The sequence below is a fragment of the Rathayibacter tritici genome (genome assembly GCF_002932875.1).
GTDB lineage: Bacteria > Actinomycetota > Actinomycetes > Actinomycetales > Microbacteriaceae > Rathayibacter > Rathayibacter tritici.
On record NZ_PSWS01000007.1, the window covers coordinates 20,541 to 40,059 of the forward strand.

A 19,519-nucleotide genomic window follows, 5' to 3' on the forward strand; every position below is an offset into this window, starting at 1 on the left:
GGCCTAGCGTGAGGGGCACTCGATCGATCAGGAGGACGTGGGATGACCGCACTGCCCGTAGCCGACACCACCGTCGGCGGCCCGACGCTCATCCAGAAGCGCGAACTCCTCACGGAGATCCCCGGCCCGCGCTCCCGCGAGCTCCACGCCCGTAAGACGGCCGCCGTCGCCGCGGGCGTGGGCGTCACGCTCCCGATCTACGTCGAGGCGGCGGGCGGCGGTGTCATCCGCGACGTCGACGGGAACACCCTGATCGACTTCGGCTCCGGCATCGCGGTCACCGGCGTCGGCAACTCGGCTCCCGCGGTCGTCGAGGCGGTGCAGCGGCAGGTCGCCGCTTTCACCCACACCTGCTTCACCGTCACCGGCTACGAGGGCTACGTCGAGGTCGCGGAGAAGCTCAACGCCCTCACCCCGGGGGATTTCGAGAAGCGCACCGCCCTGTTCAACTCCGGCGCCGAAGCGGTGGAGAACGCCGTCAAGATCGCGCGCCACCACACCGGCCGGCAGGCCGTCGTGGCGTTCGATCACGCCTACCACGGCCGCACGAACCTCACGATGGCGCTCACGGCGAAGGCCATGCCCTACAAGTCCGGCTTCGGCCCGTTCGCGCCCGAGGTGTACCGGGCCCCCCTGTCCTACCCCTTCCGCGACGGCGGGGAGTCCGGTGCCGCGGCCGCCGCGCGCGCCGTCACGATGATCGAGAAGCAGATCGGCGCCGCGAACGTCGCCGCGCTCATCATCGAGCCCATCCAGGGCGAGGGCGGTTTCATCGTCCCGGCCCCCGGGTTCCTCCCGGCCCTGCTCGACTGGGCCCGCGCCCACGACATCGTGTTCATCGCCGACGAGGTGCAGACCGGCTTCGCCCGCACGGGGGCCCTGTTCGCCAGCGAGCACGAGGGCATCGACCCCGACCTCATCGTCACGGCCAAGGGCATCGCCGGCGGCCTTCCCCTCTCCGCCGTCACCGGCCGGGCGGACATCATGGACTCGGCTCACATCGGCGGGCTCGGCGGCACCTACGCCGGCAATCCCCTCGCCTGCGCCGCGGCACTCGCCACGATCGAGACCTACGAGCGCGAGAACCTCATCGAGCGGGCGCGCGAGATCGAGGTCCTGTTCCGCGGGCGGCTGGAGGAGATGCGCCGCACGGACGCCCGCATCGGCGATATCCGCGGCCGAGGTGCCATGCTCGCGATCGAGCTGGTCGACCCTGTCACCGGCGACCCGGACGCCGCGCTCACCGGTCGCGTCGCTGCGGCTGCGCACGCCCACGGCCTCGTGCTCCTGACCTGCGGCACCTACGGCAACGTCATCCGCTTCCTTCCTCCGCTCGCGATCTCCGACGAGCTGGCGCACGACGGACTCGACGTCCTGCGCGATGCCCTGGCGGCCGGCTGATGACGGCGTCACCGCAGCAGGTCGCGGCAGCCGCGACCCGCACCCGCGAGACGGCACCCTTTCCGGGGGCGCGCGGTGCCGGCCACCAGGCTCTGGCCGACGCCCGCGCTCAGCTCGCGGAGGCGGTCGCCTTCCACGGCTACGACGACGGCACCCACGCCATGCTCGCCGCGAGCCGGCGCGAGCTCACCGTCAGCATCCCGCTCCGACGCGACGACGGCACCATGGAGGTGCTGACCGGCTACCGGATCCAGCACAACATCTCCCGCGGCCCCGCCAAGGGGGGACTGCGCTACAGCGCCTCCGTCGACGTCGACGAGGTGCGCGCGCTCGCCATGTGGATGACCTGGAAGTGCGCCCTGCTCGACGTGCCCTACGGCGGCGCCAAGGGTGGGATCGCGATCGACCCGCGCCGCTACTCCAGCGCCGAGCTGGAGCGGGTGACCCGGCGGTACACGACCGAGATCCTGCCGATCATCGGCCCCCAGCACGACATCCCGGCCCCGGACATCGGCACCGATGAGCGGGTGATGGCGTGGATGATGGACACCTACTCCGTCAGCCAGGGCCACACCGTCCCCGGCGTTGTCACGGGCAAGCCCCTCAGCCTCGGCGGCTCGCTCGGCCGCGCGAGCGCCACCTCCCGCGGGGTCGTGCACGTCGCCCTCGCGGCTCTGGACACCGCCGGGATCGACGTCTCCTCCTCTACGGCCGCGGTCCAGGGGTTCGGCAAGGTCGGCCGCGACGCCTCCCGGTTCCTGCACCAGGCCGGAGTCGCCGTCGTCGGTGTCTCCGACCAGTACGGCGCGGTGCACGCCCCGGCCGGGATCGACGTCGAGGCGCTCGGCCGCCATGTCGACGCCACCGGCAGCGTCGTCGGATTCCCCGGTGCCGAGGCGCTCGAGAGCCTCGACCTGCTCGAGCTGGACGTCGATCTGCTCGTTCCCGCCGCGGTGGAGGGGGTCCTCCACGCCGAGAACGCCTCCCGAGTGCGAGCCCGCATCGTGGTCGAAGGCGCCAACGGCCCCACCACCCGCGATGCCGACCGCATCCTCGCCTCCGCGGGGGTGCTCGTCGTCCCCGACATCCTCGCCAACGCCGGCGGAGTGATCGTCTCGTACTTCGAATGGGTGCAGTCGAACCAGGCCTACCAGTGGAGCCTCGACGAGGTGGAGAGCCGTCTCGCGGAACGCATGCGGTCCGGATGGAACGACGTCACTGCGTTCGCCGCTCTCCACGACCTGACCCTGCGGGCGGCGGCCACTGCTCTGGCCGTCAAGCGCGTCACCGACGCCCACCGCCTCCGCGGCCTCTACCCCTGGGCCCTGCACCTCCTGTCCTGCCGCGGCCCCGCGACCGACCGCCCTGCCCGACTCGCCAGCACCGACCGACCTCGAGGAAGATCACCACGATGACAGCCCTGACGGAGCGCGAGCTCCTCGACAGTGTCCCCGCCCGCCTCTTCATCGGCGGGGAGTGGGTGGATGCGTCCGGATCGAGAACGCTCCACGTCGCCGACCCGGCCACCGGGGCCCGCCTCGCCACGATCGCGGACGCGAGCCCGGCCGACGGGCTCCGGGCCCTCGACGCCGCCGTCGCCGCCCAGGAATCCTGGGCGAGAACGGCGCCTCGGGCGCGCGGTGAGATCCTGCGGCGCACCTTCGATCTGCTGCAGCAGCGCCGCGACGCCGTGGCTCTCCTGATGACACTCGAGATGGGGAAGCCCCTCGCCGAGGCACAGGGCGAGGTCACCTACGGCGGCGAGTTCCTCCGCTGGTTCAGCGAGGAGGCCGTACGCATCTCCGGCCGGTTCGGCGACAACCCCGAGGGCACCGGGCGCATGGTGGTCTCGCAGCGACCCGTCGGCCCGTCCTACCTCATCACCCCGTGGAACTTCCCCCTCGCGATGGCCACGCGGAAGATTGCGCCGGCGCTCGCCGCCGGGTGCACCGTCGTCGTGAAGCCGGCGGAGCTCACTCCTCTGACGACCCTGCTCCTGGCCGCCCTCCTCCAGGAGGCGGGCCTGCCCGCCGGGGTGCTCAACGTCATCACGACGTCCACCTCGGCAGCCGTGTCGGAGCCGATTATCGCCGATCCCCGCCTGCGCAAGCTCTCCTTCACCGGGTCCACGCCGGTCGGTCGCGCGCTGATCACGCAGGCGTCCGAGAACGTGCTGCGCACCTCGATGGAGCTCGGTGGCAACGCCCCCTTCGTGGTGTTCGAGGACGCCGACCTGGACAAGGCCGTGACCGGCGCCCTCGCGGCCAAGTTCCGCAACACCGGCCAGGCCTGCACGGCCGCGAACCGCTTCATCGTCCACAGCTCGATCGCCGGCGAGTTCGCCGCGCGACTCGCCGACGCGGTGTCGAGCATGCGCGTCGGCCGGGGCACCGAGGAGGGAGTCGCCATCGGGCCCCTGATCAACGACGAAGCGGTGCGGAAGGCCGACGCGCTCGTCCAGGACGCCCTCACCCGTGGCGCCACCCTCGTCACGGGCGGCCGCGCTCTGGAGGGCGCGGGGAGCTTCTACGAGCCCACCATCGTGACCGGAGTGCCGTCCGGCAGCGACATCCTCCGCGAGGAGATCTTCGGGCCCGTCGTCTCGATGGTGGAGTTCGATGACGAGGCCGAGGCCGTGAGCCTCGCGAACGACACGCAGTACGGCCTCGTCTCCTACGTCTTCACCGAGTCGCTCGCCCGGGGCGATCGCATGATCGACGCTCTCGACACCGGGATGATGGGCCTGAACGTGGGCGTGCTCTCCAACGCGGCCGCCCCGTTCGGCGGCGTCAAGCAGTCCGGCATCGGCCGCGAAGGCGGCGCGGAGGGCATCCACGAGTACCTGTCGACGAAGTACACCCTCATCCCCAGCAGCTGATCCCCGGGGAGTGCTCGCTCACCTCGCGTCCGTCGACTGCTCGCTCAGCTCCACGACTGGTCCATCACGTCGAACAACCGGTTCAGTGAACGCCGGATGTCGGTGGCCTGTGCCTTGGCCAGTTCTCCCCGGGTGAGGTTGTCGATCTCGAGACCGGCGAGCACCGCCATGACGAGTCCGGCGTCCTCCTCCGGAGTGAGAGCGCCGCGTGAGTGCAGCACGTCGGCCAGCTGAGCGTGGAGCGACTGCTTCCAGGCGCTCGACGCGCGGGCGAGCTCAGCACGCCGCGTGGCCTCGATGAGGAACTCGTACTCGGCGACGATCGCATTGTCGGGGTTCTCGAGACCCTCGATGAGGAAGTCGGAGAGCACCCGCGCGAGGTCTGCCGCGGAACCGGCCGCTCCGATGGAGGAGATCGTGCGGATGACCCGGCGCAGCTCGCGCTGCGCGTGCAGGTCGAACGTCTCCTCGATCAATTGCTGCTTGTTGCCGAAGTAGTAGCTCACCGCGCCGAGGGGAAGCTCGGCCTCCGCGGCGAGGGTCCGCATGGAGAGGGCCGCCAGGCCGTCCCGCCCGATGATGCGCAGTGCGGTCTCGAGGATCTTCTCCTTCCGTTCCGCGCCCTTCCGGCTCGGTGGGGCGATCACTCCTGCAGCCATCAGATCTCCTTCCGGGCGCTGCGGATCCTCCCCGCGAAGCCCCCTCCGATTGTCTCAAGCGCGCCGTCGCCCTCCGGGAGCGCGAGCGCCACCTCGCCGACTCCGGCCCTCAGCGTCCACCGCGAGCCGGGCGTCAGCGGTGGCCCTCGGCTCCGTCGACGGTGGGCCAGCTGACCGGGCAGTGCCCGGCGATCAGCCTCGCGTCCTCCGCCGCGGCCAGCGCCGTCAACCGGTCGTGCGAGGTGCGCACGAGAGGCGCGTCCTCCGGGAGCGCGTGCGTTCCGACGACGCGGTCGAGATCGATGCCGGCCTGGAGATCGATGGCGTCCATAGCGAACAGCCACGTGCCCGTCTGCGCCATCCGCACCCGGTAGGACATGTGCCCCGGGGTGTGGCCGGGAGTGGAGACCGCCTCGATGCCGGGGGCGAGGACCGCGTCTCCGTCGAGCACCCGCCAGGTCAGGCCGCCGAGGTCGTAGTCGTCCCGCAGGTAGGCATCCTCGCGGCCCGCCGCCGTCATCGCGAACTCGAGCTCGCGGCGCTGGACGCAGACCTCGACGCCCGCTCCGGCCAGATGCCGGAGCCCTCCGGAGTGGTCGAAGTGGAGGTGCGAGACGGCCGCGAGGACGATGTCGGCGGGCGTCAGGCCATGCGCGGCAAGGGCGTCCAGGAGCGGGTCGCCGTCGGTGGGGAAGACGGGCAGCCCTCCTGGCGCATACAGCTCGCGATCCGCGTCCGGGCCGCGGAACCGGCGCGCGTCGGTCCCGGTGTCGAGCAGGACCCAGCCGATCGAGCTCTTGATGAGGACGGCGCAGACGGGCTCGAGGAGGATCTCGTCGGACCCTCCCGCGATCGAGATCCACTCCGGGATCTCGTCCCAGGCCAGGGTCAGGCAGTACAGCTGCTCGCAGGTGCCCGAGGCGCCCACCGGGATCACAGCACCTTCGAGAGGAACTGGCGGGTGCGCTCGTTCTGAGGGGCGGTGAACACCTGCGACGGGGGTCCAGACTCGATGATGCTGCCCGCGTCCATCACGATCACCCGATCCGCCACCTCGCGAGCGAAGCCCATCTCGTGGCTGACGATGATCATCGTCATCCCCGCGACCGCGAGGTCCTTCATGACGGCGAGCACCTCGCCCACCATCTCCGGGTCAAGCGCGCTCGTCGGCTCGTCGAAGAGGAGCAGGGCCGGTCGCATCGCGAGAGCCCGGGCGATCGCCACGCGCTGCTGCTGCCCGCCGGAGAGCGATCGAGGTCGCACGTCGGCCTTGTCCGCGAGGCCGACGCGGGCGAGCAGTTCCTTCGCGTGAGCGACGGCGACGGCCTTGGTCTCGCGCTTGACGCTGACGGGGGCGCTCCAGATGTTCTCCAGCACGCTCATATGCGGGAAGAGGTTGAAGTGCTGGAAGACGAAGCCGATGTCGGCGCGCTGCCGGGCCAGCTCGCGGGCCGAGAGCTCGACGAGGCGCCCGTTCGCGCTCTCGCGGCAGCCCAATCGCTCCCCGTTGACGAAGATCTCGCCCGAGTCGATGGGTTCCAGCCGGTTGAGGGTGCGCAGGAACGTCGTCTTGCCCGCGCCCGACGGCCCGACGAGGACGACGACCTCGCCAGCCTCGACCGCCAGATCGACCTCGTTCAGGATGCGCTTGTCGCCGAAGGACTTGACGATCTTCTCGGCGCGGACGAGCGGTCCAGCCGAGATCGTCCGGACAGGGGTGGTGTATGCAGTGCTCATGGGGCCCTCACGCGGCTTCGACGGGTACGGGCTGCGGTGCGATCGTCCGGCGGCGGGTGCGCAGGCCGAACAGGCGCTTCCAGAGCGATTCCGCGGGCGGGAGGCCCGCGCGGGCGTTCAGCACGTTCTCGATCCAGGTCTGGACTGCTGTCCAGACCGTGGTGAGCGCCAGGTAGTAGAGGGCGACGACCAGGTAGATCTCGAAGACCTTGAAGGTCGCCGCGCTCATGGTCGCGCCGGCCTGGAACATCTCCGCAACGCCGATGACAGAGAGGACGGAGGTCTGCTTCATCAGCCCATTGAAGGAGTTCCCGAGCGGCGGCACCATGATCCGGATCGCCTGCGGCACGATGATCCGGCGCATGGCGGCACCGGGGGTCATCCCCAGCGAGAGCGCCGCCTCGGTCTGTCCGCGATCCACCGACTCCAGTCCGGAGCGGACGATCTCGGAGATGTAGGCGCTCTCGTTGAGCATCAGGCCGACGACCGCGGCCTGGACGGCGCCCTTCACCAGGACTCCGGCGAGGTCCTGATCCTCGAATCGGAACAGCCCGATCGCAGCGAAGCCGGTGTAGAGGATGACCAGCTGGACGAGCAGGGGCGTCCCGCGGATGATCCACACATAGAAGCTCGCGAAGAGCCTGAACGGGAGGATGCGGCTGCGACCGAGCAGCGCGATCCCCAGTCCCACCATCAGAGCGAGGACCATCGCCGTCACGGAGATCAGGATGGTGAGCGCGAGTCCGCTGAGGAACCGCGGACTGGGAGTGAGCAGGCTCTCCCAGAAATAGGACCAGTCGAAGGTCATCATGTCTCCTTGCCGGGAGGAGGCGCTGCCGGACAGCGCCTCCTGAGGTGATCAGGACGAAGCGTTCGCGATATCGAGAGCGTCGAAGCCCCACGTGTCGAGGATGCCTTTGTAGGTGCCGTCCTCCTGAAGTGCGGCGAAGGACGCTGCGAGCGCGTCGTGCAGGGCCGTGTTCGACTTCAGCGATGCGGCGCCGATCGTGATCTCGCCCACGGTCTTACCGACAGGGATCAGCCGGCCCTCCGACTGCTTCGCGAAGTACGCGGCGCCCTCGGCGGTGTCGAGGTAGACGTCCTGCTGCCCCGCGATGACCTGCTGGAGCGCGTCCGCCGCCTTGTCCGTCAGTGTCACGTCGATGCCGGGCTTGCCGGCGGCGGTGCACGCCGCGGCCTGCTCGTCGAGCAGGCCGGCGCCGGTCGCGCCGTTGATGCCGATCGCCTTGGTGCCGCAGAGGGAGTCGTCGTATCCGTCGATGCCCGCGGGGTTGTCCTTCGCCACGACGATGCCGGAGCCGGAAAGGAGGTAGGGGACGAAGCTCGCGATCTCCTCGCGCTCGGGTTTGATGTAGAGCGACGAGATGATCGTGTCGCACTGCTGCGCCTGCAGGGCCGGGATGAGTCCCGCGAACGACAACTCGCTGAACGCGATGTCGAGGTCCATCTGCTTGGCCATATCCTTCGCGAGGTCCACCTCGACGCCGACCGGCGTGCCGTCGGCCTCGGCGTACACGTTCGGCGGGGATTCGAGGTTGACGCACACGGTGAGAGTGCCGGGCTCGATCAACCCGAGCGCGTCACCTCCTCCGCTCTCTGCGTCGGAGCCACCGGCTGACGTGGCGCAGCCGGCGAGCAGCAGAGCAAGTGCTCCCATACCGGACAGCGCGGCGAGTCGAGTGCGCATCATGTCGCTTCCTCTCGTGGTGCATCAGTTGAACGATCGTCCTAGACGGAGTTTGACAGTCGGTAGGACCAACCGTCAATGTGGACTCACACATCACGGAAGGGGATCTCATGGAATGGTCTGCGCTCCGACGCTCACCCACCCTCTCCCTCCCGGACCAGCTCTCCCTCGACATCGAGCGGACGATCCTCGAGGGCTCGCTGAAGCCAGGTGAGCGCCTCCCCACCGAGCAGGCCCTCGCTCAGCAGCTCGGAGTGTCGCGCGTCTCGGTGCGACAGGCCCTGCACGAGCTGGAGCAGCGCGGGTTGATCGACCGCAAGCCGGGGCGCGGCACCACGGTCCGTGCCCCCTCCTCGCGGTCGGGAACGGCTGCGCACTCCCTCGCTGCGATGATGACGACGACGAGACAGGGCACGGAACTCACCGAGATCATGGAACTGCGCACCCTCATCGAACCGCCCATCGCCGCTCTCGCCGCCGAGCGCGTCTCCCCTCGCGACAGCGAGCAACTGAAGACCCTCATCCACGAGATGGAGGCCGAGACCGACCTGGCCCGGTATTCCGAACTGGATCGACTGTTCCACCAGACGATTTCGGTCTACACCCACAACCCGCTCATGGCTCAGCTGACCGACCTCATCTCGACCCGGATCGCGCCCAGCCGGCGCAGCACCCTGCAGTCGGTCGCGCGGCTGCGCACCTCGAACGACGGACATCGCCGGATCTACGAGGCCATCGCTCAGAAGGACAGTGCACTCGCGGAGGAAGCCGCGCGTCAGCACGTCCGAACCGTGTTCGAGCAGATCCTGCTCGCCTCAGCCGAGCGCCCGGCCGTCTCGACGGACGAAGCATGAGCGGGGCCGTATCGACGTCGCACTACCTGGCGACCTCCGCCGGCGAGCGCGCACTACGCGCCGGCGGTTCCGCGGTCGACGCGGCCATTGCCGCCGCGGCGGCGCTGTGCGTCGTGTATCCGAACAACGTCGCGCTCGGCGGCGACCTCGTCGCCCTCGTCCGCAGCCCCGACGGCCGCATCCGTTTCATCAACGCAACGGGGACCTCCGCGCGCGGAAGCAGTCTCGACACGATGCGCGCGCGCTACGAGAACCAGCTCCCCTCCCGCGGCATCGACACGGTCACCCTGCCCGGCGGCGTCGCCGGTTGGGGCGTGCTGCACGACGCGGGCGCGCGACTCCCCCTGGGCGAGCTGCTCGAGCCCGCACGGACCTGGGCGGAGTCCGCTCCCGTCTCCCGCTCGGTCGGTGCGGCGATCCGCGTGGACCGCGATGCTCTGGCGGCCGACCCCGGTTGCGCCGCCCTCTTCCTCCCTGACGGCCGGGGCCTCGTCGAAGGCGACACTCTGCGCCAGCCGCAGCTCGCCCGCACGCTCGAGACCCTGCAGGAGCAGGGCACCTCGGCTTTCTACCGCGGCCCCCTCGCCGCGCGCTGGATCGCCGGACTGCGTGCGCTCGGCTCGGCGCTGACCGAGGACGACGCCGCCGAGTACCGCCCGACGGTCTCCGGAGCGCTCACACGACGCGTCTTCGGCCTCGACCTGCACACGGGCCGCCCCAATTCGCAGGGCTTCGCCTTCCTGCGCAACGCGGTGACCGCCGCGTCCGCAGCCTGGCCCGACCCGCTCGGCGCGGATGCGGGTCTGCTCGCGCGGACCTTCTATGCGAGCAACAGCGTCCGCCGCCGATGGCTCTCCGACCCTGACACGGCCCATCACGACGCCGACGCGCTGATCGCGATGCCGGAGCCGGCGTCCCTGCCCGCGACCGCGATCGCGCCGGCGACGGGCGACACCGTCGGACTGGTCGCGGTCGACGACGACGGGTGGGCGGTTTCCCTCGTCCAGTCGGTGTTCTGGGCGTTCGGCGCGTGCGTCCTCGAGCCGGAGACGGGGATCCTGTTCCATAACCGCGGCACCTCGTTCTCCCTGGACCCGCGACATCCCGCCGCCTACGCCCCCTCGCGCCGACCACCGCACACGCTGATGCCCGTGCTGGTCGAGCGAAGCGGCGCTCTCGCCTACGCCGGTGCGACGATGGGCGGTCAGGCGCAGGCTCAGATCCATACGCACCTTCTTCTGCGCCTTGTCGCCGGATCCTCCGCACTCGAAGCGACTTCTGCACCGCGGTGGGTCGTCGGCATTCAGGACGATGGCGACGTGGAGGAGACCGTAACGATCGAAGCGGACGTTCCGCGCGCCGCCCGTGATGCTCTCGCCGATGCAGGTTTCCCGCTCCGTGTCGTCCCGCCCCGCGACGAGCTTCTTGGGCACAGCAACGTGATCGTGGCAACGGAGCAAGGGTGGGACGCCGCCAGCGACCCGAGATCGGACGGCTCGGCCGTTGTGGTGGTCGCGCCCGAGATGGCGGCTGGCGCTGAGCAGTCCGGGCGCCGTCCGGAGGAGGCGCGAGCGGAGGAGTGATCGCGCGCATGACCGAGTCGCGGGCCGGGTGGCTGACCGCCGCTCCCAGCCCCGGGCGCAAGGATCGGGGACGTCCGCCACCGAGAGGAGCACCTCATGACCACACCGCACCGCGCACTGATCCTCGTCGACGTGCAGCTGGAGTACTTCAGCGGTCCGCTCGAAATCCAGTACCCGCCGCACGCGCAGTCGCTGCCGCGGATCGCCGCCGCCCTCGACTCCGCCGCCGCAGCGGGCCTCCCGATCGCCGTCGTCCAGCACAGCGCAGGCGAGGGAGCACCGATTTTCGACCCGGCCGGCCCGTCCTTCGCGCTGCACCCGGAGATCGAGCGGCGCCGCTCCGACACCTGGAAGAGCGTGACGAAGCAGTTCGGCAGCGTCTTCGCGGGGACCGACCTGCTCGACTGGCTGCGCGAGCACGACGTCGACACGATCACCCTCGTCGGCTACATGACCAACAACTGCATCCTCGCCTCGGCCGCCGAAGCCCAGACGCACGGGCTCCGAGCGGAGGTCCTCTCTGACGCCACCGGTGCCGTCGCTCTCTCGAACGATGCCGGCTCGGTCGACGCCCACTCCCTGCACACCACGCTGATGGCGCTGCTCAACTCGAACTTCGCCGCCGTCGCCCCCGCCACCGTGTGGACCTCGGCGCTGAAGGGCGAGTACACCCTCCCCATGAGCACCCTCCCCGAGTCCGCCGTCGCCGGCGCCACCCGCTGACCCCACCTCCGCGAGATGCCACTTGAGTGGGCGACACGCCGGTAGAGGCGTACCCAAGTGGCATCTCGCGGAGCAGGGCCGGCTCAGCGCAGCGACGCGAGCACGGCCTCCAGCTCGTCGACGGCGAGGTCGATCTCAGCGGCGGTGACCACCAGCGGCGGCGCCAGCCGGATCGTCGAGCCGTGCGTGTCCTTGGCCAGCACTCCGCGGGCCATCAGGGCCTCGCAGACGGCGCGGCCCGTGGCGAGCTGCGGGTCGATGTCGATGCCGGCCCACAGTCCGGCGCCGCGGACGGCGACCACTCCTCGACCGATGAGCGCCTGGAGGCGCGCGTGCAGCTGGGCGCCGCGCTCGCGGGCGAGGGCCTGGTAGTGGCCGGTCGCGAGCATCTCGACGACCGCGAGGCCGACGGCGGCGGCGAGCGGGTTCCCGCCGAAGGTCGAACCGTGCTGGCCGGGCTGTAGGACGCCGAGCACGTCGGCATTCGCCACCACGGCGGACACCGGGACGATGCCGCCGCCGAGAGCCTTGCCGAGCAGGTAGACGTCCGGGATGACTCCAACCAGGTCGCAGGCGAAGGTCGCGCCGGTGCGGCCGAGGCCGGACTGGATCTCGTCCGCGATGAAGAGGACATTCCGCCGCGAGGTGATCTCGCGCACAGCCGGCAGGTAGTCGGCGGGCGGTACGACGATGCCCGCCTCACCCTGGATCGGCTCGATCAGCACGGCCACGGTGTCCTCGTCGATCGCGGCCTCGAGGGCTGAGGCATCCCCGAATGGGACCGTGCGAAACCCGGGCGTGAACGGAGCGAAGCCGTCGCGCGCCTCCGCGTCGTCGCTGAACGAAATGATGGTGGTGGTGCGGCCGTGGAAGTTGCCTGCCGCGACGACGATGTTCGCCCGCCCCGGCGCAACGCCCTTGACCCGGTACCCCCAGGCGCGGGCGACCTTGATGCCCGACTCCACCGCCTCCGCGCCCGTGTTCATCGGCAGGACCATGTCCTTGCCGGCGAGCGCGGCGAGCGCCGCGACGAACGGGCCGAGGCGGTCGTTGTGGAATGCGCGGCTGGTGAGGGTGATGCGGCCGAGCTGCTCGCGGGCCGCCTCCAGGAGCACCGGGTGCGAGTGGCCGAAGTTCACGGCGGAGTAGGCGGCGAGGCAGTCGAGGTAGCGGCGGCCCTCGACGTCGATGATCCAGGCGCCCTCGCCGGTGGCCGCGACGACGGGCAGCGGGTGGTAGTTATGGGCGGCGTGCTCCTCCTCCGCGGCGATGAGGGCGGCGGAGCGTGCAGTGGTGGTGTCGGTGATGCTCATGTCGTTCCTCCTGAGGGGACGATCGACTCTCCAGGAGTCAGTGGAGGGTGGGCCGGCGCTGCGCAGGGGCGGCACCGGCCGGGGGTCAGCGGCGCAGTTCGAGCGTGCAGCACTTCACGCCGCCGCCACCGAGCAGCAGCTCGGACAGGTCGACGCCGATCGGGTTGTACCCGCGCTCGCGCAGCTGGCGCTCGAAGCCCGTCGCGCGGGCGGCGATCACCACGTTCAGGCCGTCCGAGAAGGAGTTGAGGCCGAGGACGGAGGCGTCCTCCTCCGAGACGAGGATCGCGTCGGGGTAGAGCTCGCGGAGGGTGCGATTGCCCTCCTCGCTGAACGCGCTCGGGAGGTAGGCGATGGTCGCGTCATCGAGCACGGCGATCGCGGTATCGAGGTGGTAGAACGACGGATTCACCAGCTCCAGCGTGACGACCTCGCGACCGAACACGCGGCCGACCTCGGCGTGCGAGTCGGAGGCGGAGCGGAAGCCGGTGCCCGCGAGGATCCGCTCTCCGACGAGGAGGAAGTCGCCCTCCCCCTCGTTGACCTCCTCCGGAACGCGGACGTCGAAGCCGGCCGAACGGAACCAGTCCATATAGGCCGGGCCCTCGGGCTGGCGCTCCGGGAAAGTGAAGGAGGCACCGTAGGCGATGCCGTCGATCACGAAGCCACCGTTGGCGGCGTAGACCATGTCCGGCAGGCCCGCCTCGGGCTCGATCAGCTCGATCGCGAAACCGAGGTCGACGTAGGTGTCGTAGAGGGTCTGCCACTGCCGGACGGCGAGGGAGGTGTCGGTGGGCACCTGCGGGTCCATCCACGGATTGATGCGGTAGACGACGGTGAAGTGCTCGGGGCGGCACATCAGGATCGTCTTCGCGACGGAGGTTCGGGCGGGTGCCTCGGGGAGCACGGCGGTATCGGTCATTCGAGTCCTCCTGCGAAAGGATGCGGATGAGCGGACCGGGTCCAGTGGCTCCGTGCCCCGGCGGGGTGCGAGCACGCTCCCGCCCAGTGTGACACGCCGCAATCCCTCACTCTCCGCCGTGGCACGCACACATCATGCGTCCACACCCCCTCTCACGCAGCGCCCCGCCCATCGAGGGAACCCCGGCCCGTCGAGGGAACCAGCTGGAGGGGGCTCCCTCGACGGTTCGAGGTTCCCCCAGCGACGCGCGCGCGGCGGAGGGCGATCGGAACCCAAAAAAGGGGGACTACGGACGTCCGCCAGCCGGTGGGACGATCCTTGCAGCCCGACGATCGTCGGCCTTCTCCCCGCGACGAAGCTGGATGCACACTCATGCGCACGAAGACCCTCAGCGTCTGGCTCCTGCTCGCTCTCCTCCTCTCCTTCTTCGTCGCCACTCCGGCTCAGGCCGCGGGGTCGCCGGCCGCGCCGACGAATGTGGTCGCGGCCGACAACAACTGCACGGATGCCGTCACAATTTCGTGGACGGCGCCGACTTCAGCGCCAGCTGGTTACCGGATCCACGTGTATGGCATCCATTCGAACTACTGGAACCAGGAGGACTACGGACACCCGTATTCGGTCAGCCTTCTCGAGGTCACCGGTCAGGCGACTGTCACGGTGGATGTGAAACGTTCCCCCGATCCCTACTTTTTCCAGGTTGTGAGCGTCACCGACATGCGGGCGCCCTTCACTGGTGGAAGCGAAGGGACGCCGCTAGCGCCCTCGGCCTCTCAGAGTACCTCGGCAGAGGGATCTTTCACCCACTTCTGGGACGTTCCCGCACCGACCGGTCTGACCGTCGCCGTGGATCCGGGGACTGCGCTTGCTACTGCGCGGTGGCAGCGACCATCGGCGAACGGCGAGGCCTGCAACTTCGACGGGTATCACTACATTCTCGACGACCTCTCGTCTCCTTACGATTACCATCCCTACGACGACTTCGACGGCTACCTCTCGCCAGCGGACAACTCGTTCACCTTCGAAGTTGCGTCCTCGGGCCGCTACAGCTTGTGCATCTGGGCCTCTTCTGAGGTCGAATGGTCTTACGACGCGGAACACGGCACCTATGCCGACTCCCCCGCGTCGTGCGCCACTTTCGGAGCCAATGTCTCGGCACCGAACGCACCCGACAGCCTCCGCGTGTCTTCCACCGGCACATCCATCACCATCGAGTGGGACGAGCCTTACTCCGTCGGCGGCACCGACATCACTGGCTACCGAGTAGCTCGCACCGGCACCGACGCGTCCGGCAGCGGCCCCTGGTCGACCGTCGTTGCAGCCGATCGCCGCTCACAGACCTTCACGAATCTCCGACCAAACACCTCCTACACCTTCGCCGTCCAGGCGATCAACGCGGTCGGCAGCAGCCTGCCCGCCACCGCGACCGAGGTCGCGAACCCTTACTCCGCGCCATCCGTGCCCACAGGGGTGACTGGTTCAACGAACGACACGGCGCGAACCGCCACGATCGCTTGGGCGCCGCCCGTCTCGGCCGGAAATCCGGGGATCACCGGCTACCGCGTCTCACGCAACGGCGTCGACAACGCAGGGTCCGGCCCCTGGTCCACCGTGGTCGCGGGCTCTACGCGCTCCTTCACCTTCACCAACCTCGCGGCGAGCGGCACCTACACGCTCACTGTCGCCGCGGTCAACGCAGGAGGCGAGAGCCCGACCGGAGCGACCGTGGTCGCCCTGCGCGGCACCGCCCTCACCGCAGCGACGCCGACGATCACCGGCACTGCGAAGGTCGGGTCGACCCTGACGGCGAACGCCGGAACGTGGGGGCCGTCGCCCGTCGCCCTCGCCTACCAGTGGCGCGCGAACGGCACCGCGATCAGCGGAGCGACCGGCCGCACGTACCGACCGGTCCCGGCCGACGCAGGCACCGTGATCACGGTCGCCGTCGCGGGCTCCCAGTCGGGCTACGTCTCGACGACGCGGGTCTCCTCCGGAACCGCGGCCGTGACCGCGGGCACCCTCACCTCGGCGACACCCACGATCACCGGCACCGCGAAGGTCGGCTCCACCCTGACCGCGAAGCCCGGCACCTGGGGCCCCTCCCCCGTCACCCTCGCCTACCAGTGGAAGGCAAACGGGACCGCCCTGAGCGGAGCGACGGCCGCAACGTACACTCCGACCAGCGCGACGATCGGCAAGGCGATCACCGTGGCAGTCACGGGGTCGAAGTCTGGATACGCCGGCGCGTCGAAGACTTCCGCCGCCACGGGCGCGGTGGTCGCCGGCACCCTTTCCGCCGCGACTCCAAGCGTCACCGGCACCGCCAAGGTCGGCTCGACACTCACTGCCAAGCCCGGCACCTGGGGCCCTTCCCCCGTCACCCTCACCTACCAGTGGAAGGCGAACGGAACCGCCCTGAGCGGGGCGACGGCCGCCACCTACAGGCCGACCAGCGCCACGGTGGGGAAGACGATCACGGTGACCGTCACGGGCAAGAAGACCGGCTATGCGACGGCGACGCGCTCCTCCGCCGCCACGGCAGCGGTCGCCACGTAGAAGGGACACCCGTCGGGGGGAGTCTGCTCGTGCGGACTTCCTCGGCGGGGTCACGAACCTCGTCAGACCCCCGGATGGGGGTTACTCCCACCGATACTCAGCCCCCCGCCGGACCGTGGGCGGCGGCTAGCATTCAGACACCGTGTCCGCCGCGGCCTCCCGCGGACTCTGCGAAAGGCCCGCCGTGCCCGCACGCTCCCTCGCCGCGATCGGCGTCTCCGCTCTCCTGCTCGTCGGCCTCGCCGCCGGTCCCGCCGTCGCCGACCTCCCCGGCGCCAACGCTGTTCAGAAGGAGGCGGCCGACGCCGTCCTGTCCGGCACCGTCGCGCTCCGCGACGCCGACGAGGAGCATCCTGCCCCCGCTGATCCGCGCTTCGAGTTGCGCGTCCAGGACGCCGCCGGAGCGCAGGTGGCACTGGTCGAGACCGGCCCCGACTTCTCCGTCGCCGTCCCGGGCGGCGAGCCCCTCACCCTCCGCGCGACCCTGATCGGCAGCGACGACTGGTACCCGACCTGGTACGGCGACACTCCGATCGCCGACTCCGCGAAGACGACCCAGGGGCCCGACGGGGACCTCACCATCACCCTCCCGCGCACCGCCGCGCTGTCCGGGTCGATCAGCGCCGACGCGATCGCGGGCGTCTCCTCGTCCGCCTTCACCGTGCAGGCCTGGTGGGCCGACGGCGGGACGTACACGCGCCTCGCCTCCATCCCGGCCACGGGAGCCCCCGATGCCGCCCGCGCCTGGAGTACGGGCGAGCTCCCTCTGCCCGCCGGTGACTACCTCCTGCGCCTCGTCGAGCCGGGCTACCCCGCCTACGACGACCAGTACTTCTCCCGCCTGGCCCGCCTCGACGAGCGCGCCGTCGTCTCCGTTCCCCCGGGCGGACGCAGCGACGTCGACTTCTTCCCGTCCGCCTACGCCTCCGACACCGCCCGGCTCGCCGGCACAGACCGCTACGCCACCGCGGTCGCGGTGACCGCCTCCGCGTTCACGGATGCGGCGCCTGTCGTCTACCTCGCCAGCGGAGCGAACTGGCCGGACGCGCTCAGTGCCGGTCCCGCCGCGGCCAAGCAGGGCGGTGCGCTCCTGCTCACCGATCCGAACGTCCTGCCCGACGTGGTGGCGGCCGAGCTGCGCCGCCTGGCACCGCAGCGGATCGTCGTGGTCGGCAGCTCCCTCTCCGTGAGCGACGCGGTGTTCGAGCAGGTCGCGGCCCTGGGGATCCGGACCGACCGCATCGCGGGAACGGACCGCTACGACACCTCGCGCAGGATCGTCGAGGACGCCTTCCCGGCCGGCAGCTACCCGGACGTCTTCCTCGCCACGGGGACCAGCTTCCCGGACGCCCTCTCTGTCGCGCCGATCGCCGGCCGCCGCGAGGAGCCTGTACTGCTCGTCGACGGCGCCCGCTCGCGGCTCGACCAGGCGACCCGCGACTCCCTCGCCCGCCTCGACCCCGTCGCCGCGCGCCTGCTGGGCGGTGCACCGTCGATCTCGACCGGAGTCGAAGCCGATCTGCGCGCCGCGAAGCTGGCTGACACGGTCTCCCGCATCGCGGGCGTCGACCGGCACGACACCAGCCGCCTGCTCAACGACGCCTTCCCGCCCTCCGACCTGACCGACACCGTCTACCTGGCCACCGCGACCGGCTTCGCCGACGCCCTCGCCGTCGGCCCTGTCGCCGCGCGACAGGGCGCAGCGCTCTACCTCAGCGAGCCGACCTGCCTCCCGCGCACCACCCGTGTGAAGATGCAGAGCCACGACCTCGATCAGGTCCTCCTGCTCGGTAGCCCCCTGACGCTGTCGGCGCAGGTGCAATCGCTGACCGCCTGCTGAGGCCCCGCCGTACCGCACGAGCCCGGAGTTCCATGACCGACACGACCGACCGTCCCCTCCTCGTCGGCATCGAGACCGGGGGGACCAAGGTCGTGGCGGCGGTCGCAACGGCAGCCGACCCCGAGCGGATCCTCGCGACGACGACGTTGCCCACCCGCGGGCCCGACGAGACCCTCGCCGACCTGGCCGGGTTCGTCGGCGGTCACGCAGTCCCGGGCACCGTCGCCGCAATCGGCGTCGCCTCCTTCGGTCCGCTCGATATCGACCCCTCCTCCCCGACCTACGGCCACCTCACCTCCACCCCGAAGCTCGGCTGGGAGGGCACGGACGTGCTCGGCCCCCTCGGCGCGGCAGCGTCGGGCGCCCGGCTCGCACTCGTGACCGACGTCAATGGAGCCGCACTGGGGGAGGCGCGCTGGGGAGTCGGAGTCGGCGATTTCGTCTACCTCACGGTCGGCACCGGAGTCGGCGGAGGCGTCATCGCGGGCGGGCGGCTCCTCGCCGGCAGCGGCTGGCCAGAGGTCGCGCATCTGCTGCCCCGACGACACCCCGAGGACGGCTTCGCGGGCACCTGCCCGTTCCACGGAGACTGCCTCGAAGGCCTGGTCGCCGGTCCTGCGATCTCGGCCCGCTGGGGCATGGACGGCTCCCGCCTCCGCGCCGAGCAGGCGGCCGCGAACCTCCGCTTCAGCTCCTACTACCTCGCGCAGCTCGTGACAACGCTCGCTTACGTCGCGGGCGTGCGGCTCGCGGTGGTGGGCGGAGGGGTGTCGAAGACGCCGGGGCTTGTCCCCGCGATCGAAGCCGAGGTCGAGCGGCTGATGGGCATGCCCGGAGCGACGGGGACGGCCGGCGGGCGGATCCGCGTCGTGCGCCCGGCACTCGGCGACGAGTCCGGCGTGCGTGGGGCGCTCTCACTGGCGGGGTCGCTGCTCGAGGGAGTTCCGCCCTTCTCGCAGGGGCACGCGACCCGGTGACGCGTCCGCTCGCGGGGTGGAGGGGTGTCGGCGTGACGTGAGCGGGGCGAGGTGCGATTCGCAGGGGATCGTGCGATTCGCAGGGGAAGGTGCGATTCGCAGGGGATCCGCGCACCATCGTCGATCCGTCCGCTTTCCTGCTTCTTCACGCGCACGATCCCCTGCATATCGCACGCGGTCCGCAGGAACACGTCCGATCCGCAGGAACACGTCCGATCTGCAGGAACACGTCCGATCCGCAGGAACACGTCCGATCTGCAGGTTTTTCAGCGGGCGGACCCCTCGACGCCGCATGGAACGGTCGGCGCCGTCGAAATCCCCTGCGAATCGCACCAGCCGCGCCGAAGCCGCCACTCCTCCACAGCCGC

16 protein-coding genes are annotated in these 19,519 nt (G+C 70.5%); 9 read left to right on the top strand and 7 right to left on the bottom strand.

Annotated elements, in window-relative coordinates:
- Positions 1-42: 42 nt before the first annotated feature.
- The 3 genes from gabT to C5D07_RS01705 are packed head-to-tail and all read left to right on the top strand — an operon-like array spanning position 43 to position 4,279.
- A complete protein-coding gene (gene gabT / locus C5D07_RS01695) occupies positions 43-1,401 on the top strand; it encodes a 4-aminobutyrate--2-oxoglutarate transaminase (protein ID WP_104258498.1) in 1,359 nt (452 codons plus the stop codon).
- The gene (locus tag C5D07_RS01700) at positions 1,401-2,816 is read left to right on the top strand and encodes a Glu/Leu/Phe/Val family dehydrogenase (protein ID WP_104258499.1); all 1,416 of its coding nucleotides are present in this window, start codon (positions 1,401-1,403) and stop codon (positions 2,814-2,816) included. Before gabT ends, C5D07_RS01700 begins: the two co-directional genes overlap by 1 nt.
- On the top strand, positions 2,813-4,279 hold the full coding sequence (locus C5D07_RS01705) for an NAD-dependent succinate-semialdehyde dehydrogenase (RefSeq protein ID WP_104258500.1): 1,467 nt from the start codon (positions 2,813-2,815) through the stop codon (positions 4,277-4,279). The genes C5D07_RS01700 and C5D07_RS01705 overlap by 4 nt, the downstream gene beginning before the upstream one ends.
- A 44-nt stretch (positions 4,280-4,323) precedes the next feature.
- Here C5D07_RS01705 and C5D07_RS01710 read toward each other — a convergent pair whose 3' ends face one another.
- The 5 genes from C5D07_RS01710 to C5D07_RS01730 form a co-directional block, all read right to left on the bottom strand.
- Positions 4,324-4,938, bottom strand: a complete 615-nt coding sequence (locus C5D07_RS01710; RefSeq protein WP_104258501.1) for a TetR/AcrR family transcriptional regulator — start codon at positions 4,936-4,938, stop codon at positions 4,324-4,326.
- A gap of 133 nt (positions 4,939-5,071) precedes the next feature.
- A complete protein-coding gene (locus tag C5D07_RS01715; protein WP_104258502.1) occupies positions 5,072-5,875 on the bottom strand; it encodes an N-acyl homoserine lactonase family protein in 804 nt (267 codons plus the stop codon).
- Entirely contained in the window at positions 5,872-6,675 is an 804-nt protein-coding gene (locus C5D07_RS01720) for an amino acid ABC transporter ATP-binding protein (RefSeq protein ID WP_104258503.1), read from the bottom strand. The genes C5D07_RS01715 and C5D07_RS01720 overlap by 4 nt, the downstream gene beginning before the upstream one ends.
- A gap of 7 nt (positions 6,676-6,682) precedes the next feature.
- Positions 6,683-7,486, bottom strand: coding sequence for an amino acid ABC transporter permease (locus C5D07_RS01725; RefSeq protein ID WP_249028145.1), 804 nt, complete (start codon positions 7,484-7,486; stop codon positions 6,683-6,685).
- A 48-nt stretch (positions 7,487-7,534) separates the two neighbouring features.
- Complete coding sequence (locus C5D07_RS01730) at positions 7,535-8,386, bottom strand: ABC transporter substrate-binding protein (protein ID WP_104258505.1); 852 nt, start codon at positions 8,384-8,386, stop codon at positions 7,535-7,537.
- A 107-nt stretch (positions 8,387-8,493) separates the two neighbouring features.
- Between C5D07_RS01730 and C5D07_RS01735 the strand changes: the two genes are divergently transcribed.
- The 3 genes from C5D07_RS01735 to C5D07_RS01745 all read left to right on the top strand — a co-directional run bounded on the left by C5D07_RS01735 (position 8,494) and on the right by C5D07_RS01745 (position 11,543).
- Positions 8,494-9,237 (top strand): FadR/GntR family transcriptional regulator, encoded by a 744-nt coding sequence (locus C5D07_RS01735; RefSeq protein WP_104258506.1) that lies wholly within the window; start codon positions 8,494-8,496, stop codon positions 9,235-9,237.
- Positions 9,234-10,820 (top strand): gamma-glutamyltransferase family protein, encoded by a 1,587-nt coding sequence (locus C5D07_RS01740; RefSeq protein ID WP_104258507.1) that lies wholly within the window; start codon positions 9,234-9,236, stop codon positions 10,818-10,820. The genes C5D07_RS01735 and C5D07_RS01740 overlap by 4 nt, the downstream gene beginning before the upstream one ends.
- Positions 10,821-10,916: 96 nt before the next feature.
- Positions 10,917-11,543 (top strand): isochorismatase family protein, encoded by a 627-nt coding sequence (locus C5D07_RS01745; RefSeq protein WP_104258508.1) that lies wholly within the window; start codon positions 10,917-10,919, stop codon positions 11,541-11,543.
- Positions 11,544-11,626: 83 nt separating this feature from the next.
- Here C5D07_RS01745 and rocD read toward each other — a convergent pair whose 3' ends face one another.
- Both rocD and ddaH read right to left on the bottom strand, forming a co-directional pair.
- Positions 11,627-12,856 carry an ornithine--oxo-acid transaminase gene (gene rocD, locus C5D07_RS01750; RefSeq protein WP_104258509.1) on the bottom strand — a complete coding sequence of 410 codons (1,230 nt, stop codon included), beginning with the start codon at positions 12,854-12,856 and terminating at the stop codon, positions 11,627-11,629.
- Positions 12,857-12,941: 85 nt separating this feature from the next.
- The gene (gene ddaH, locus C5D07_RS01755) at positions 12,942-13,778 is read right to left on the bottom strand and encodes a dimethylargininase (protein WP_068255887.1); all 837 of its coding nucleotides are present in this window, start codon (positions 13,776-13,778) and stop codon (positions 12,942-12,944) included.
- 372 nt (positions 13,779-14,150) lie between these two features.
- Here ddaH and C5D07_RS01760 point away from each other — a divergent pair, with 372 nt between their 5' ends.
- From C5D07_RS01760 to C5D07_RS01770, 3 genes are all read left to right on the top strand, one after another.
- Positions 14,151-16,334, top strand: a complete 2,184-nt coding sequence (locus tag C5D07_RS01760) for a fibronectin type III domain-containing protein (RefSeq protein WP_104258510.1) — start codon at positions 14,151-14,153, stop codon at positions 16,332-16,334.
- Between the two features lie 184 nt (positions 16,335-16,518).
- On the top strand, positions 16,519-18,174 hold the full coding sequence (locus C5D07_RS01765) for a cell wall-binding repeat-containing protein (RefSeq protein WP_146076712.1): 1,656 nt from the start codon (positions 16,519-16,521) through the stop codon (positions 18,172-18,174).
- A 32-nt stretch (positions 18,175-18,206) separates the two neighbouring features.
- Positions 18,207-19,151: an ROK family protein gene (locus tag C5D07_RS01770; protein WP_104258512.1), complete on the top strand. Its 945-nt coding sequence runs from the start codon at positions 18,207-18,209 to the stop codon at positions 19,149-19,151.
- The last annotated feature ends 368 nt before the right edge of the window (positions 19,152-19,519 follow it).